We start from the raw sequence: 16505 nt of genomic DNA on the forward strand, positions 1-16505 counted from the left end.
CGCCGCCATCTGGCACAACCGGACCACCGGCCAACCCGTGACCAGGTCCCTGATCGCCTACGACCACTGACCAGAGATAGGACTTACTCGTCTAGTGCGCTCGTACGGTGGCAAATGAGGTCACCGAGACTGGAGTAGACCACGTTTGGCCATGTAGGCCCGCAGCGTTTCGGCGTCCTCGGCGGACATCAATCGGCGTGGGATCACGGTCGCCGGCATCCGGCCGACGTACACGATCCAGAACTCCGGGGTCTCCGTCACCTGGGCGACCCCGTCCCAGGCAATGCCGCCGGACTCCGAGCCGCTGCGCATCATGATGTTGTCGTCGGTGATGTCGTAGGCGCCCTCGACGGCGTAGCGACCGGAGCGGCGCCGCGCGCGCATCCGCACCCACGGCGCGTAGAGCATCGACAGCAGGCCGCCCAGGACCAGCGCCAAGCACAGCGGCGAGATCTTGTCGCCCCACGCGAACCCCTGCGAGACGGCGAAACCGGTCGCCCCGACGACGGCCAGCACCGCGCCGATGTAACCGTACTTACGTAGCCGAACACTGCTGAGCGCGGCGGCCACGCGCCCTGGGTAGGCGGGATCGGCCGGGACGTCAAAACGGATGTGCACGCCAGAACGATAGTGCCCCCACCCGCCCCGAACAGCGCCTGACCCGCGCCCCGCTGACCGGTCGTCGGGGACCGCCCGTCGTCGGCGGGAGATGAGGACGCCTCGCGTGTTCCCGGAGGGCATGACCCTGGTGATGAGTTGTCGCGCCCGCACCCGTCACACCTGTGACAGGACACGACGAGACGGAAGGATGACGTGATGGGTGCGGATACGCGGCTGGAGGAACTGGGCGGAGCCGGGCTGGGCGAGGTCGACGAGCCGGCGTTCTCGGGACTGGCGGAGCGGCACCGGCGGGAGCTGCACGTGCACTGCTACCGGATGCTCGGGTCGTTCGAGGACGCCGAGGACACCGTGCAGGAGACGTTCCTCCGTGCCTGGCGGCGGCGGGAGACCTTCGAGGGGCGGTCGACGTTCCGGGCCTGGCTGTATCGGATCGCCACCAATGCCTGCCTGGACCTGCTCGCCAAGCGTCGCCCGGAGCCCGCGACCGGCGGCGAGGTGCTGTGGCTGCAGCCCTACCCGGATCGGCTGCTCGACGAGCTGCCCGCGGGCGACGCGGACGAACCGGAGACCGTAGCCGTCGCGCGGAAGACGATCGAGCTGGCGTACCTGGTCGCAGTCCAGCACCTCGCGCCGCGCCCGCGAGCCGTGCTGATCCTGCGGGACGTGCTCGGCTGGCCGGCGAAGGACGTCGCGGAGCTCCTCGGCGACTCCGTCAACTCCGTGAACAGCGCGCTGCAGCGGGCCCGCGCCGCCATGCGGGAGCACCTGCCCGCCGAACGGCAGGACTGGACCGGCAGTGAGGAGGACGCCGGAACGCGCGAGCTGGTACGCCGCTACACCGACGCCAGCGTGGCCACGGACATCGACGGGCTCGCCGCACTGCTGCGGGACGACGTCCGCTGCTCGATGCCGCCCACACCGGGTCTGCACGTCGGCCGCGACGCGGTGGTGAAGGACTGGGTCGAGAGCGGCTTTGAGGGCCTGAAGCACCTGCGCGCCGTCCCCACCGCCGTCAACCGGCAGCCGGCCGTCGCCTTCTACCTGTGGCGGAAGCGGGAGGGCGCGTACCTGCCGCTGACGATCGACGTCCTGCGCGTCACCGGCGGGGTGATCACCGAGATCGTCACGTTCCACGACGACCAGTTTCCGCGGCTCGGGCTGCCGGAGTGCCTGCCGGCGGACGGCACGGAGTAGTCCCGGTGTGGACGCTCGCGTTGTGTGGTGGCGCGCGTGTCGCGGTGGTCGCGGACCGGCATCGGGCCGGACCCGCTGCCTAATGATGTCGGTCGCAGTCGGCAACGGGAGCTTCGGAGAACATGGGCGCCGTTGATCATTGTGTGGTGATGAACTCTGCCGCGCGCATCCGAGCGTTCCGCGACGAACTCCTCAGCGCGTATCCCCCGCGCGTTTCCCCACTGAACGCCGGACAGCGGCCCGATCCAGACCCGACGCCGAAGCACGCCCGGACGGTCGCAGCTCGATACGCTGGACCACAAGTAGCGGGTATGCGAGTCAGAAACCTGGCAGCTCACCGGTGAAGGGGGTCGAGTGTCCGGCTTCGGAACCAGGTGGCCCAGACTCTGGACGCTGATCGGCGGCGCTCTCGTCGTCGCGGCCTGCGGTTCGGGCGGCGCTGAAGTGGCCTACTGGAGCAACGACGCCGACCAGAACAAGGCCGTCGAGTCGTACGCGGGCGCGGAGCACTGTGGATGGCAGGACGTGACCTTTCTGCACGTCAAGTGGCCACTGCCGGGGCGGGCCGGCGCAACGGCGAACCGGCAGTACGTCAGGGATCCCGCAGGGCGCTTCGGTGCGGAGGTGCGCGCCACCTATGCCCCGCGCACCGTGTTGCCGGCTGATGCCCGCAACACCGACTACACCGGCCCGGACGGGCAGCAACTGTGGTTGGCGCCGAGCGACTCCGACAACCTGGCGTACGTGGTCTACCCGGATTCCCAGCGAGTAGAGGCCTGGCCACGCACGTCGCAGACACTCGGCTGCGACTGAACACCCATCTCGTCGCCGGTCCCCGCACGATGGCCGGCCCGCACTCAGGAGAAGTAGTGGCCCTGCTGGAGGTCGGCGATCAGTCCGGGGCCGGCAGGTTGCCATCCGAGAAGGTCACGAGTGATCTGTGCCGAGGCGGGCCCGTCGACTGCCCAGAGGCCGCCGAGCCAGCCGACGTAGTCGCGAGCTTCCTCGGGGCTGATGGAGACTGTCGGAAGGCGCAAGCCGAGCAAGAACGCCCGCGCCTGCCGACGCGGCTCCACCCGCCCGAACCGTCCAGCGATCGCCGCGAACCCATTGTCGAACTCGTCCAGCCACCCTTCGGCATCTACGCTGCGCCCAGCGGCTGCCACAAGATTTTCAGTTGTCTCCATGAAACCCGGGGAACATCAACCGCTCCATCAAAGCAGGGGGAACTCACTTCACTCCGACCGGATCCTCCTGGATCAACCAGGTTGAACGCTGGTTCGGGTTCCTCACCGAACAGAAGATCCGCCGCGGCGCCCACAAATCCGTCCAAGCCCTGGAAGCCGACATCCGCGCCTGGATCACGGACTGGAACACCAACCCCCGACCATTCACCTGGAACAAGACCGCAGAAGAGATCCTCGAATCACTCGCACAATATATACGGCGAATTTCCGGCGCGGCACACTAGCGGGCCGCCTCGTCACGGATGGGTCGCGCGTGCTGGAAGGCGACCAGCAGGGCGGTGACGAGGCCAGCCACCAGCAGGATCCTTATCACGTTGAACAGCACTGTGTCGCCCGTGGAGTGGGGCGGGAAGATGTCCTTGACGAGCCAGCCGACGCCCATCCCCAGCCCCAGGCAGGCGTGCATCGCGGCCCGCAGGCGCGGGAAGGGCTGCGGACGGCCGAAGATCCGGGGCACCGCGGTGCCGCCACGGCTCCTGGCGAGCAGCACGGCAGCGAGAGCCAGGTTGGCCGCGGCGACCACGACGGCCAAGACCAAGTCCACGGATCCCATGGGGCCACACGCTATCGCACGGATGCCCGCAGCCGGGATCAGCTGAAGTTGAACTCCTCGTAGTGGATCGACGCGGCCGGCAAGCCCATCCGGCGGAAGGCGCGGGACAGCGTCCGCGCCATGCGCGACGGGCCAGCCGCTACCGCCGACGCGAGACAGCTCGTCCATCAACCGGCATCTAAATAACGATCCCGGGCTGTCGTACTAGGCGACGCGTACGGCATCCCCTCCCAGCGGCGTGACCGTCAACCGATCCTGCGAAGTTAGTCGAGGCCAGGGAAAGCGCCATCTCGGTGAGAAGAAACCGCCGACAAGTCAGTGCGAAATTGCGGCTACGCCCCAGGTCAGAGCGCTCAGCGCCGACATCTCAATTGAGAACCTACACACACTCGTAGGTTTTCAACGAAGATGGCGCTTCCCCCTGAATATGGCGCCCGAGATGACGCTTGCTCCATGTCCATGAGGAACCCGCCGAAATTGCATCGACCCCTCCATTGAGGACTTGAAATGCGCTGGGCCACGTTACGGCCGACCCTGGAGCAACTGGAGGTCGAAGTTGCCCTCGCCGCCAGGGTCGATGAGGATCGCCGCCCGGATCTCCCGATGCAGGATCAAGGCCGTCTCGCGCTCGTACGCAGCGACGCGCACCGCGTCGTGGTTCATCGAATTGTCGCGCCGTCAGCGGGGAGCACTTGTCTCCGGTTCGGGCATTGCACTGCTCCAGGGTGGTGAGGTTCACTCTGGAGCTCTCTACCCAACGCTCGTTGACCAATGTCGAACACCTTCGACATGAACTTCGACATCGCTGATGTCTTGAGGGCCTGCTCCTGGAGGCTGGCCGACTCCGCCCGGCTGGATGTTGGCCGTCCCAGCATTTCGTGACGAGCGGACGCGGTGTGCTGGGCTGACGTGCGCCGTTGCGATCAGTTAAGGTCGGGTCGCCGTCTGTCGACCATCATTGACGAGGGCAGGTTGCACTGCGCGGACTGACCGCGATCGAAGGGCCACCCATGATCGATCCGCAACAGCTCCAGAACGCGAAGCATGAGCTCGGCCGGAGGCTCGCCAAGCTACGCAACGCGCAGCGTCTCCTGCAGAAAGACATTGCTCAAAGGGTGCACAGCACCCGGAGCACAGTGGCGAACGTGGAAGCTGGCCGACAGATGGTGGACCGGGTCTTCTGGCAGCAATGCGACGCGCTGTTGAACGCGGGCGGCACGTTGCTCAGCGGCTACGACGCCTACCGCCGACTGGATGCGCAGTACCAGGCGGAGCAGGCCGAGGCTGCGCGGCGTGCGCGGTGGGGCGCAGCCGCCGAGGCAGCCAGCGCCGCGGAGCAAACTGGTTCCGGTCTCGTGACGCTTCACCAGCGGGGCGCCGTGGACGAACGACCAGACGGGGACCTGTCGTTGGCGATCACGTCCCTGCTGGACCCGGCACCAGACGCCGACGACAGGGGCCAGACCCTCACCGCGCCGGGTGGGCGGTACTTCCCCGGCGTGCCGGTAGAGGTGGAGGTGTATCCGGCGATCGACGATGGGCGGATCCTCGCCACGATTCGCCGCGCCGACGCGGGCCGGTCGTGGCAGCGTCCCGTGCAGCGTCGTCTCGTCGCCGGACGGGTCACCGCACCCACTGGCGAGGGGCTGTTCGCGTTGGACAGCCGCCAGGCATCCCGCCGGCTGGTCGACAACGGCGAGGACGCCCGTCTGCTCATCCCCCGCGTCTACCGGCTCGACGCGATCAGCGGAGCGGTGTTGTGGGCGGTGGCGAACCTCGATCATTCGCTGCTGCTGGACGACGCCCGACTGGACGCCTCCCGAACCAGCGCCGCTGAATACAACCACCTACCCAGATCTGCCGTCAGCGGCGACGTCGCCCAGGACCTCGACACGGTGTCGCGGCTGTGGCTCGGCTCCGCGTTCTGCGCCGACCACATCAGCCGCCACTCCGGCAGCCTCACCGAGATCCCCACCTTCTGGACCCGGGAACAGCACGGCGAGGAGGCGAGCACCTGGCTGCTCTTCGGGCACAAGTTCCGGTACCTAAAAACGACGGCGGCGCGGTTCACGAGCAGCTCCCAGCGGGCGACGAGAATGTTCTGCGTGCCGCGGGCCGCCGTAGCCGCGTCGACGGAGTCGGAACGGATCCTCCTGCTACTGGCGGTTGCGTTGATGGAGTCGTTCGGCATCGACGTCGCGGTCACCGACGAAGCCGAGTACGGCACCTTGCCCGGCTTTGTCCTGGCTCAGCGGCGGGCGATCGTCGCGAGCTGGATCCGCGCGGACGGTGTTTGGCACGTCGATGTCACCGATCAGCGGTCCGCGCTGGCCGAGTACCGCGACACCGTCGGGCATGTGCGGGCCCATTCCGTGATCGCCGCCGACACGGCAGGCTCCCGGCTGTGCGTCCTCGCCGACTATCTAGACCTCGACTGGGCCTGGCTGCGGGGACGGTGCGCCGAACTCGGCGAGTATGGCCTGGCAGGGATGGCCGAGCCACGCAGTCGCCTGCTGTCCCTTGACGGCGTCGACCAGGCGTGTCGCTTCGTCGGCGCTCTCCCGTAATAGGCTCCCCGGGCACCACCGCCCACAGCCGTAACCGTCGGAAGGATCCTGCGTGCCCTCGACTTCGAGAACGCCCGTGCCGCGGGTGGTGGTGTTCGGCCTCGGCGGCACCATCGCCATGACCAGCAGCAACGGCGACGGTGTCGGCCCTACGCTGTCCGCCCGTCAGCTCGTCGACGCCGTGCCTGGACTGGCCGAGACCGGGATCGAGATCGAGGTGGTGGACTTCCGTCGCCGCCCGGGTGCCTCACTCACCTTCTCCGACATCGCCGAGCTTGCCGCCGCAGCCACCCGCGAACTCGAGACGGGTGCGACCGGGGTGGTAGTCACCCAGGGCACGGACACGATCGAGGAGACCGCGTACCTGCTCGACCTGCTGCACCGCCGGCCCGAACCCCTGATCGTCACCGGCGCGATGCGCAACCCCACCCTCGCCGGAGCGGACGGGCCCGCCAACCTCCTCGCCGCCATCCAGACCGCCGCATCCCCGACCGCCCGCGAGCAGGGCTGCCTCGTCGTCCTCGCCGATGAGATCCACGCCGCCCGCTGGGTCACCAAGACCCACTCCACCAGCGGGGCCACGTTCCGGTCCCTCGACACCGGTCCCCTCGGCTACGTCCTGGAAGGCACGGTGCGGCTACTGACCCGGCTGCCGTACCGGCTCACCATTCCCGCTCCCGACCCCGCCGAGCACGCCAACGTCGGCCTCTACACCGTCACGCTCGACGACGACGTCGCTCTCCTGGACGCCATCGGCCCGCACGTCGATGGGCTCGTCGTCGCCGGTTTCGGTGTCGGACACGTCCCCGAACCCCTCGTCACCACCCTCACCGACCTCGCCGGACGGATCCCAGTGATCCTTTCCTCACGCACTCCGGCCGGACCGACCTTCACCCATACCTACGGCTTCCCCGGCTCAGAGCAGGACCTCCTCGCCCGCGGTCTCATCCCCGCCGGCTGGCTACACCCCTACAAGGCCCGCATCCTGCTCCGCACTCTCCTCACCGCTCAGGCGAAACCGCAGGACATCGCGACCGGAGTTGCCACCGCGGGTGGGCTCGCCGACCCCACCACATGGCCCTGGCCGACACCCACCAACACTGATGATCTACTGGAGACGGAAGCTGTGGATGCGTAGCCACGAACTCACTCCAGGACGCATGATCGGCGTCGTCTTCGACCACGGCGACGACTTCTTCACCGCCCTCACCGACACCTGTCGCGCCCACGGCATCAAACAGGGCTACATCCCCATGTTCATCGCCGGCCTCTCCACAGCCAAGATCGTCGGCACCTGCCAACGCCTCGACAACCCCGACGCCCCCGTGTGGTCACACGTCGACCTGACCAACATCGAGGCACTCGGCGGCGGCACCATCGCCTGGGACGGGACCACCCAAACGATCAAACCCCACATCCACATCACCGTCGGCCTGAAGGAAAACAGCGCCACCGCCCACACCAGCCACCTCCTCGCAGCCACCGTCCAGTTCCTCACCGAAATGCTCATCATCGAAATCGACCAACCGACCATGCTCCGCCTACCGAACCCCGACCTCTACGAGGTCCCGCAACTACGCTTCGGCCACCAAACATCGCATGGAACAGCCTGAAACCCTTCCCACCCGGGTTGCCGCCTCACAGCCGATCCACACACCACAGAAAGTCTCGGCCTGCCGCAAGCAATCGCGCACTACGATCCACCAAGGCGCTCTACCGAGACGGCAGCCCGACCGAAAGGCAACTGAGAGAGGTACTTGATGCCTGTCGCCGCCGCAGAACGAGTGCGCCCCGAGATCGAACACATGCCGTCCCCGCACGAGATCGCCGAAAACGTGAAAACCCTCGTGTAGGCACTTGCTCGCGAGAGCAGCCGGCGGCCGGCCCTTCACCGACGGCTATCGCATCGATGGATCCCAAACGACGATCATCGTCGGGATAGGCAGCCCCGGCGTCTCAGTCTGAAGCTGCGGCAGAGGCACCCAGTCCAAACCAACCATGACGGGGCAGTCGCAGGGGAGCGTGTCGTTACCCAAGGTCGGCTCGCCGTCGGCCACCTCCACGGCGAAGCAGGACGTCAGCCCCGACGGGTACGGCACGTCGAGCAGATACCGAACGGCCAAGGGCCGAAGACCAACCTCCTCAACAACCTCGCGCCGCACCGCGTCCTCCGCTGTCTCACCGACGGCGATCCCACCGCCCGGCAACGTCCAGTACTCCTGACCATCGTGACGGCCAGAAGGACCGCGGCCGCGCTCCCGCACCATCAACAGCCGGTCTCCGCGTACGACCACCGCAGCGGCTCGCCGACGCTGGATCATGACCACCTCACGTCTTCTTGAGGGGCGACGGCGAAGACCACACTGCTGACCATGGCAGCAATTTCTACTTACGGGCGCATTGCCTCACGAGGTATCGCGATTCCCTCACGCAGGGCCTCTGTCGGGGCGGTGATATCGCCCATGACGGCAACCAGTACCTCCTGTCGATCCCTGGCGTACACCTGTAGCTGTTCGGGCAGCAACCCCTGTCCGAGGAGCAGTTCCTCGTAGGGGTAGACCGAGCTGGCCGTGTAGCAGACCCATGCCTGGACGACAGCGAGTAGATCCTCCGCCCTGACGTTCGGGTGCGCCGTCCGGTACCCGACGGCCATCGCCTTCAGGCCGCGTCAGCACCCGCCCCGGTCCCGCTTCACGGGCATTCGCTTCCTTATGCGGATAGGGTCGTTTTCGTTTCAATTCACCCTGCTTACGTAGCCGGCGGCTTGCAGGTCAAACAGTTCGCGGTACAGGCTGTCCCGCGCGATCAGTTCGTCGTGGTTGCCCTGCTCGATAAGCCGGCCGTCGCGCATGACGAAGATCTGGTCGGCGTGCCGGACGTTGGCGAGCCGGTGGGTGATCAGGACGATCAGGCGGTCGGGGTGCGGGCGGAGGTGCTGGAACATGGCGTGTTCGGCGCGGGCGTCGAGGGCGGCGGAGGGTTCGTCGCAGACAAGGAGGCGGGCGTCGCGGTACAGGCTGCGGGCGGCGACGAGTCGTTGCCACTGGCCGCCGGACAGGTCGTGGCCGTTCTTGAACTCGCGGTCAAGCAGCGTGTCGTACCCGTGGGGCAGGTCGAGGATCATGTCGTGGGCGGCGGCGGCCCGGGCGGCGTCTTCCATGCTTGGCCCGTGTCGGTGCGAGGCTCGGTCGTGTCGCCCGATGAGGATGTTCTGGCGTGCGGTGAAGGGGAACTTCCACCACTCCTGTGTCATTACCGCGACGTGTGAGCCGAGGCTGTCAGGGTCGAGTTCCTCAGTGTCGATGCCGTCCCAGCGGATGACACCGGAGGTGGGCCGGTAGAGGCCGGCGATCATCTTGGCGAGGGTGGTTTTGCCGGAGCCGTTCTCCCCGACCAATGCGATCACCTGCCCGCGTCGGACGCTGAGGCTGACGTCGTTGACGGCCGGTGTGTCGGTGTCGGGGTACCGCAGGCTGGCCCGGTCGAGTTCGATGGTGTCGAAGCCGCTGGTGGCCTTCTCACCGCGCGGCCGGATGCGGGTGTGGGCACGGTCGAGGAAGTCCCGGTAGTCCTGGTAGTAGAGGGCGTCCTCGTAGAGTGAGTTGGTCGCGAAGACAGTGACGCCTAGGCTGGAGTGCGCGGTCTGCAACGCCAGTAGAGCGGTCGCGGCGGCGGCCAGGGCGACCCAGCCGGTCAGCAGCAGGCCGCCGAGTACGGCGTAGACGGCGAAGCTGGCCAGTCCCGCGATCGAGGCGCCGAAGATCCTCGTGGTGGTCTGTGAGCGGACCAGATCGAGATCCGCCCGGGTTTCCAGGGACATCATCCGCCGGTATTCGCCGAGGAGGAATTCGCGCATCTGGTAGGCGCGGATCTCGACGGCGGTATAGCGGTTGGCCATCAGATGGGCGAGCATCGACATCCGGCGGCGGCGGGTGATCCGTGCCAACATGTTGAGGTACTGGCGACGGGCGATCCGGACCGCGGTGATCGCCTCCGGAACGGCCGCGAGCAGCAGGCAGGGCAAGAGGATCGGCTGGATCACCGCTACGGCCGCGGCGGTGGCGAGGACTCCGACAACACCGGTGATGAGGTTGACGGAGTCGTACACGATCGAGGCGGCCTCACGCACGCCTCGGGTGTTGGCCCGGTCCATCTCCTCAGCGAACCCGGCATCGTCGAACGCGGCCAGGTCGACCGCCGTGGTGGCCTCGAACATCCGCAGCTCCACCCGGTAGTTGATCTGCGGCATCAGACGGGCCTGCGCCCACCCGGCGGCGATCGACAGGCCGCCCTTGGCGATCGCCGCCGCGGCGGCGACCAGCAGGGCAGGCACGGCCGCGCGTACCCGGTCTGGGGTCGGCCCGGCAGCGAACAGCTCCGTCAGGACGCTCGTGGTGGCCAAGAGCCCGAAGGTCGTCATCACCCCGGCCGCGATGTTCAGGCCGATCGACGCGACTGTGTCCCGACGGTTGGTCGCCCACGCCACACCGATCGCTTCTCGCACCAGGCGGGGAAGACGCCGCGCCACCGCCCAGAAACTGGTCTGGGCGACTTGCCGGGCGTGGTGCATCCAGTCGGGGTCCTCCAGCTCCGGCAGGACCTGATCTGCTTCGTCGCTGATGGTCTCGTCCTGGTCGGAGGGCTGACGGGGGCGGATCACGGTCTCCACAAAGTCTCCTCAGGCGGTGGCGGCCTCGGCCGGGGGCGAATGACTTTCGGGCAGCACTGATCGCCCGGCATGCCGCCGGGAGGTGGATGTTGAAGTAGGCGACGTCTCAGTTCTCAGGGGGGCGGACCCCCGGAGCCTACGGGTCGTAATCAGACCGAGTCACGCAGTTACCGGCGTGTCGAACGGGTGTCTCAAACAACGGCCTGGACTACCGATCCAGATGCACCGGAAGCAGAGCAACACCCAGCCCACACCTCCGCATCGGTGCCGAACACCCTCGACACGAGATTCCGACACCCCAGCTGGCGCAGCATCCACGTTGACGATGAGCGAATCGCGGATACCGACGGAGACGTACTGGGCTACTCGGCGTACTGCGCGCCCGGCGCCTGACCTGTCGACCACGGGTTCCGAGGACCCGTGTCGAAATCTCGTGTCGAGGGTGTTCGACATCGATGCGGCAGGGATTTAGTACGTCGTAACCGGGTGCGGTGGTCGACGCCAGAGAGGCTCGGCCACCGGGCTCGCCCGATCCCAACCCCAGCGCGATTCATATCGGGCCGGCGGGCCGGCACCTCGTCGACCTCGACCTCGCCCTGGCACACACCGGGCCCGGACTACTCGATCTCGCCTCCTGGTACGGCACCCGCGACGCGCCGAGCCAGCACTCCCTCGAAAGGCTGATCAATGGGTACATCGCCTGCGGTGGCGATCCCGCCACCAACACCGATCGCGGTCGCGTCCCAGCCGCCGTCTGGGCGCTCGGTTGGCACCGAGTTGCTTCCGCCGTTTGGCACCTCGTCCAGGTTGTACGGGACGCCGCGCGGGACAGGGTCGACCCGGCGGACCTACGCGCGGCGCGCCGGCAGCTTGCTACTGCCGCCATCCTGCTCGTTCGGTGAGGCTTTCGACCACTCCGCGGTCCTGGGCGGCGCATCCGACACGCGTCGTGTCGAACGAATCGCTGCGGCGCCGGGCGATGACCGATGGGTTCCCGACCTCGCTACGGGCTGTGTCCGTCTGCCGCGGCCGGGCAGCACCTGGGTGCAAGCGACCTGGGCGGGAGGGGTGGCGCGGGATGCTTGACCAGGAGGTGACAACCTCGCTGATCGGCCGTTCGCGGCTGCTGACCGCGGTCCGGCGCAGCGGTGGCGCACCGCCGGATGACAGCTTCGCGGACCTGCCGATGGAGCAACCGCACGTCGTGCGGACGGCTCTGACCGGGATCATGCCCGGCCAGGTGATGATCACCGGGACGGTCGAGCGGCGACTCGTCATCGCCGAGCGCGCCGAGGGCGGATGGACGGTGGCGGACCTGTCCGGTCGCCCGCACGACACTCGGGTCTGGCCGGCCTGGGCGAGTGCCCACATTGCCCTGGACAGCCCCGGGTCGTGGCTGTCGTCGGCGACGATCACGGCAGAGGGGGTCCAGAGGCTGCTGCGCCCTCGGGTACTCCTCACGGCGTTGTACCGACCAGAGATCTTCCCATTGCCCCGGTTCCCGCTGGGCATCTCCGACCTCGCCCGGGCAGCACGAGAAACACTGGCCGGTCAGGTGCAGCTTATGGACATGCAACTCGGTGTCACCATGAACAACATCCTCGCCAGGGTCGAGCAGGATCGGCCGGACATCCTCGGCGTCAGCGCCACCTTCGGGCAACACGACCTCCTCACCGAACTGCTCGACGCGGTGTTCGCCGCCGAGTACCCGCCGATGGTCCTTGCCGGAGGCAGCCTGACCGCCCGTAACGAGCGTCTGCTCCTCCACCGCTACCCCGGTCTGCTCATCGCTCGCGGTGCGGGAGAACCAACCGTGCAGGACGCCATCGCCCACTGGCACGGTGACATCGGGCCAACAGAAATCCGGGGAGTGGGTTACACCAGCGGCGCCAGGACCTCCGGTGCCGGCCTACTCCAGGTCGCGCGCCGCAGGACCGCCACCGTCGGAAACCGGGCACAGGCCGATCCGCTGCCGGAGCTGGACCTGCTGGACCTGACGTTCACCCACCGAGGCGTCGCCCAGTTGGAAACGTCTCGTGGGTGCACGAACTCGTGCTCCTTCTGCCCACGGGGGCACAAGGGCCAGTGGTCCGGTGCCGCACCGGAGAGCCTCCCGGACATCCTGGCCGCGATGAGTGAGGTGTTCGCCCGGCACCCGGACATCTCCCGCACCCTCTTCCTCGTCGACGAGGAGTTCATCGGCGGCGACGCTGGTGCGCCGAGCCGGGCGTTGAACGTCGCGGCGACCGTGCACCGGGCCGGATTCCGGTGGGAGTCGTCGTGCCGAGTGGACCAGGTGGTCGACCCGCGTCAGGACCGGGCCTGGCACATCGACCGTGCCGGGATGTGGCGCCGCCTGTGCGAGTTGGGGCTGCGCCGCATGCTTTTCGGCGTCGAGTCCGGCGTCACCTCGATCCTCGAACGGTTCAACAAGGAGACCACCGCCGAGCAGAACGCACTGGCCATCCGCACGCTCTCCGCGCTGGGCATCCCTACCCGCCTCACCTACATCACCTTCGACCAGCTCATGAACCGTGACGAGTTGGCCGCAAGCTACGCATTCCAAGGTCGCACCGACCTGCTGCTGCGGCCCCTGCCGCAGCTGCCGGTCGAAGCGATCGTCGACGGCGTCCACGACGAGGCGTTCGTCGCGGCCCACAGCACCGGCCAGCCGCTGCACACCGGGATCTCCTACATGCTGGTCTCGATGGAGTGCCTCATCGGCGCGGCCTACACCCGCCGTGTCGAAGCCGCCGGCCTCGCCGGGGCCGTACGACCCTCCATGGGTCGCGTTGACGCGGACTTCGCCGACTGGCGCATCGGCCGAACCTCGCACCACGCGCAACTCTGGGTCGACCGGCACTTCCCCCTCGACTACACCCTCAAGAGCCTGGAGAAGCTCCTCGACGGCGAACCCCGACGGCAGGTCCGAGGCGCGCGGGTCGTCATCAAAGACGCCGCGTATACGCTGCTCGGCCGTATGCTCGACCACATCGACCGGTACACCATCGACATCCCCCGCACCGACGCGCTCGACGCCGACCTGCTGGCAGCGATGACCCACGGCCTCGACGACCTACGTCACCGCATGACCAGCACCGTCGAGGCGGTAGCGACGATCCTGCCAGCAGACGCCGCGCACATCCTGCGCACCGAGTACGCCCGGTGGCACGCACCGAGCGGGTGGCAGCTCATCAACGCGGCGGACCCATGCGGCACCTGACTCCGACCCGGCTACCGCAGCGGACCCTGACCCGGCTCGGCCGGACCATACCGGCGCTCGCCGCCGGCTGCTGGCCCCTCGCCGGCCCGTGCGCGAACGGCGGAGTCGCCGTCGGCTGGGCACCCATCGACGACGACACCGCCAGCCGCGCGCTCCGCGCCGCCTGGCAGGCCGGCATAAGACTGTTCGACACCGCCGACGTGTACGGCCACGGCGACGGCGAGCGTCGTCTCGGGATCTTGGTCGCCGAGGTGCCCCGCGACCAGATACTGATCTCCTCGAAAACCGGATACGACGCCCGCGACGGTCACCCCTACGAGCCACACCGGATGCTCCGCCAACTGCGCGCGTCCCTCACCCGCCTCGGTACCGACCACCTGGACATCTACGCCTTCCACAGCGGGAACTTCGGCAAGGAAGACGAGTACCTCGACGCGGCGGTCGACCAAATGCGCCAGTTCCAGCGGGAAGGACTCATCCGCGCGATCAGCATGCGGGCACCCCACGAATTCGCCGTCGAGTGGGCAACCGAACCCGGCACCGCGAGAGGTCGTTCGGCCCGCCGGTTCCTTCACCTGTTCGACCGAATCCGGCCCGACGTCGTAGCCGTCCGGCACAACCTCCTCAGCCCCACCTACCAGCCAGGCGAGACAACGATCTTCGACCTCGCCCGCCAACACCAGGTCGACGTCCTGATCAAACAAGTCCTCGCCCAAGGGCTACTCGTCCACCACCACGGCATCGGCCCGCTGTTCGGCCCCGGCGACCACCGACAACGCCGCCACTGGTTCTCCCCCCTCGGACGACGAATCATCTGGGACAAGTCCGAACAGATCCGCACACGCTTCGGGCGCACCCCCGCGGACCTCGCCCGCGTCGCCATCGGCTACGCCCTAGCCACATCCCACGACACGGTAGCCCTGATCGGCTTCCGAAACGCCGGCCAGATCACCACCAACACCAGCCTCGCAACATCGCTCACCAGCGAGGACATCGCCGTGCTGGCAGCCGCCGGACACCGAATCCGCACCCGTCTCGACGAGGCGTTCGGCACCGCCGACGCCTAACCCGCAAAGAACCAACTACCCGCGAGGAACCCTCATGACCGAAGCACCACCGCACCGCTTCCCCGTCGACGTGCTGATCCTGCTGCAACGCCCGGACGGAGACATCCTGCTCACCGAACGCGCCGGCGGCATCTACCTGTCCGGACACTGGTCCGTCCCCGGCGGCAAGGTCGACGACGGCGAGCCCGTCACCCTCGCGGCCATCCGCGAGGTAGCCGAGGAAACCGGGATCACGCTCCTACCCCGACACCTCACCTTCATCGGCGTCACCCACCACCTGCCACCACACCGCGACTCCCGCATCGGCTTCGCATTCCTCGCCACCGGCTGGGAAGGCGAACCGCGCAACATCGAACCAGAAAAGTGCGCACAGCTCGCCTGGTACGCCCCCGACAACCTGCCCAACCCGACCATGCCGTACACCCAGGAAGTCGTCCGCCTGCACAGAGAGAAAGAGAACTTCTCGATCCACGGCTGGTAACAGCCTCCGCCTGACAGGATCGTGTCAGTGTCGAACAGCCTCGACACAAAGTTTCGACATCCCGGCTCGCGTGGTCGCCTCGATCGTCGGCGGGGCAACCCGCGTCGCGCTCGCCAGCCGGCTACCGTGCGCCAGCATGCCCGCACCTCCCACACACCCGGTCGACGTACTGCTCCTCCTCACCGACGCCGACCAGGTGCTCCTCGCGCTACGCGACGGCACCGGCTACGCCGACGGGCAGTGGAACCTGCCAAGCGGCAAGCTCGAACCCGACGAGGACGCCATCAGCGCCGTGATCCGCGAGGCCCGCGAGGAAATCGGCCTGCGGCTCTCTCCGGACGAGCTACGGCTGGCCGCCACGGTGCACCACCGCAATTCCGCCGGACACGCCCGCATCGGCCTCGTCTTCGCTGTGCCACACGACCCCGGCCGCCATGGGCTGCCCTTCAACGCAGAACCGCACAAGTGCGCCAAGATCGAATGGTTTCCAACAGCGCTGCTGCCCTCGAACACCTACCCATACACGACGGCCTGCGTCCAGGCTTTCAGCGAGGGCCGCCCCTTCGCCTTGGATGGCTGGTAACCAACGGACATGTCTTGGCCCCGGTTCGGGTAGCGCGATCCGTCGGCCGTTGGTGACATCTGTCGGCAACGCCCGGACGGCTCTCGGGCAGCACGGCGACCGCGTCGACGTGGGCTGGTTCAGCGGGTGCGACAACGATCAGGAAAATGCACTCTTATCGGAGCGATATTCGCAGGCCCTGAGCCACCCCCGTTCTCATGGAGCTTCTGATGTTCCCCGGGTTCGGTGGAGTCGGTTTGGTTGACTTTCGTGCGTTTCGCTCGTTGAGGAGAGACGTGCCGAGGAGTTATCCACCCGAAT

At 67.7% G+C, this 16505-nt stretch carries 17 protein-coding genes; 10 read left to right on the top strand and 7 right to left on the bottom strand.

From position 1 onward, the window contains the following. Positions 1–120: 120 nt before the first annotated feature. Positions 121–618 (bottom strand): YcxB family protein, encoded by a 498-nt coding sequence (locus tag ACIBF5_RS32250; RefSeq protein ID WP_396816674.1) that lies wholly within the window; start codon positions 616–618, stop codon positions 121–123. 198 nt (positions 619–816) lie between these two features. Between ACIBF5_RS32250 and ACIBF5_RS32255 the strand changes: the two genes are divergently transcribed. After that, on the top strand, positions 817–1815 hold the full coding sequence (locus ACIBF5_RS32255) for an RNA polymerase subunit sigma-70 (protein ID WP_396816675.1): 999 nt from the start codon (positions 817–819) through the stop codon (positions 1813–1815). 354 nt (positions 1816–2169) lie between these two features. Next, positions 2170–2628, top strand: a complete 459-nt coding sequence (locus ACIBF5_RS32260; RefSeq protein ID WP_396816676.1) for a hypothetical protein — start codon at positions 2170–2172, stop codon at positions 2626–2628. 44 nt (positions 2629–2672) lie between these two features. On the opposite strand, the gene ACIBF5_RS32265 is transcribed toward ACIBF5_RS32260, so the two are convergent. From ACIBF5_RS32265 to ACIBF5_RS32275, 3 genes are all read right to left on the bottom strand, one after another. Beyond that, positions 2673–3002, bottom strand: coding sequence for a hypothetical protein (locus tag ACIBF5_RS32265; RefSeq protein WP_396816677.1), 330 nt, complete (start codon positions 3000–3002; stop codon positions 2673–2675). A 280-nt stretch (positions 3003–3282) separates the two neighbouring features. Next, positions 3283–3606 (bottom strand): hypothetical protein, encoded by a 324-nt coding sequence (locus tag ACIBF5_RS32270; RefSeq protein WP_396816678.1) that lies wholly within the window; start codon positions 3604–3606, stop codon positions 3283–3285. 531 nt (positions 3607–4137) lie between these two features. Continuing rightward, on the bottom strand, positions 4138–4278 hold the full coding sequence (locus tag ACIBF5_RS32275; protein ID WP_396816679.1) for a hypothetical protein: 141 nt from the start codon (positions 4276–4278) through the stop codon (positions 4138–4140). A 347-nt stretch (positions 4279–4625) separates the two neighbouring features. Between ACIBF5_RS32275 and ACIBF5_RS32280 the strand changes: the two genes are divergently transcribed. The 3 genes from ACIBF5_RS32280 to ACIBF5_RS32290 are packed head-to-tail and all read left to right on the top strand — an operon-like array spanning position 4626 to position 7795. Next, positions 4626–6182 carry a helix-turn-helix transcriptional regulator gene (locus ACIBF5_RS32280; RefSeq protein ID WP_396816680.1) on the top strand — a complete coding sequence of 519 codons (1557 nt, stop codon included), beginning with the start codon at positions 4626–4628 and terminating at the stop codon, positions 6180–6182. Between the two features lie 52 nt (positions 6183–6234). After that, positions 6235–7320, top strand: coding sequence for an asparaginase (locus ACIBF5_RS32285; protein ID WP_396816681.1), 1086 nt, complete (start codon positions 6235–6237; stop codon positions 7318–7320). Continuing rightward, entirely contained in the window at positions 7313–7795 is a 483-nt protein-coding gene (locus tag ACIBF5_RS32290) for a PPC domain-containing DNA-binding protein (protein WP_396816682.1), read from the top strand. The genes ACIBF5_RS32285 and ACIBF5_RS32290 overlap by 8 nt, the downstream gene beginning before the upstream one ends. Positions 7796–8080: 285 nt before the next feature. On the opposite strand, the gene ACIBF5_RS32295 is transcribed toward ACIBF5_RS32290, so the two are convergent. From ACIBF5_RS32295 to ACIBF5_RS32305, 3 genes are all read right to left on the bottom strand, one after another. Then, complete coding sequence (locus tag ACIBF5_RS32295) at positions 8081–8503, bottom strand: NUDIX domain-containing protein (RefSeq protein ID WP_396816690.1); 423 nt, start codon at positions 8501–8503, stop codon at positions 8081–8083. Positions 8504–8571: 68 nt separating this feature from the next. Then, positions 8572–8835: a hypothetical protein gene (locus tag ACIBF5_RS32300; RefSeq protein ID WP_396816683.1), complete on the bottom strand. Its 264-nt coding sequence runs from the start codon at positions 8833–8835 to the stop codon at positions 8572–8574. An 81-nt stretch (positions 8836–8916) separates the two neighbouring features. Continuing rightward, positions 8917–10851 carry an ABC transporter ATP-binding protein gene (locus ACIBF5_RS32305; protein ID WP_396816684.1) on the bottom strand — a complete coding sequence of 645 codons (1935 nt, stop codon included), beginning with the start codon at positions 10849–10851 and terminating at the stop codon, positions 8917–8919. Between the two features lie 491 nt (positions 10852–11342). Between ACIBF5_RS32305 and ACIBF5_RS32310 the strand changes: the two genes are divergently transcribed. The 5 genes from ACIBF5_RS32310 (at position 11343) to ACIBF5_RS32330 (ending at position 16205) form a co-directional block, all read left to right on the top strand. Then, positions 11343–11753, top strand: coding sequence for a hypothetical protein (locus tag ACIBF5_RS32310; RefSeq protein WP_396816686.1), 411 nt, complete (start codon positions 11343–11345; stop codon positions 11751–11753). Positions 11754–12037: 284 nt separating this feature from the next. After that, positions 12038–14074, top strand: a complete 2037-nt coding sequence (locus ACIBF5_RS32315; protein WP_396816691.1) for a B12-binding domain-containing radical SAM protein — start codon at positions 12038–12040, stop codon at positions 14072–14074. Then, complete coding sequence (locus tag ACIBF5_RS32320) at positions 14062–15141, top strand: aldo/keto reductase (protein WP_396816687.1); 1080 nt, start codon at positions 14062–14064, stop codon at positions 15139–15141. The genes ACIBF5_RS32315 and ACIBF5_RS32320 overlap by 13 nt, the downstream gene beginning before the upstream one ends. A gap of 34 nt (positions 15142–15175) precedes the next feature. Further along, a complete protein-coding gene (locus ACIBF5_RS32325; protein ID WP_396816688.1) occupies positions 15176–15622 on the top strand; it encodes an NUDIX domain-containing protein in 447 nt (148 codons plus the stop codon). 136 nt (positions 15623–15758) lie between these two features. Further along, positions 15759–16205 (top strand): NUDIX domain-containing protein, encoded by a 447-nt coding sequence (locus ACIBF5_RS32330; protein WP_396816689.1) that lies wholly within the window; start codon positions 15759–15761, stop codon positions 16203–16205. Positions 16206–16505: the final 300 nt, after the last annotated feature.

The organism is Micromonospora sp. NPDC050417 (assembly GCF_044458865.1).
In the GTDB taxonomy this organism is placed as follows: domain Bacteria; phylum Actinomycetota; class Actinomycetes; order Mycobacteriales; family Micromonosporaceae; genus Micromonospora_G.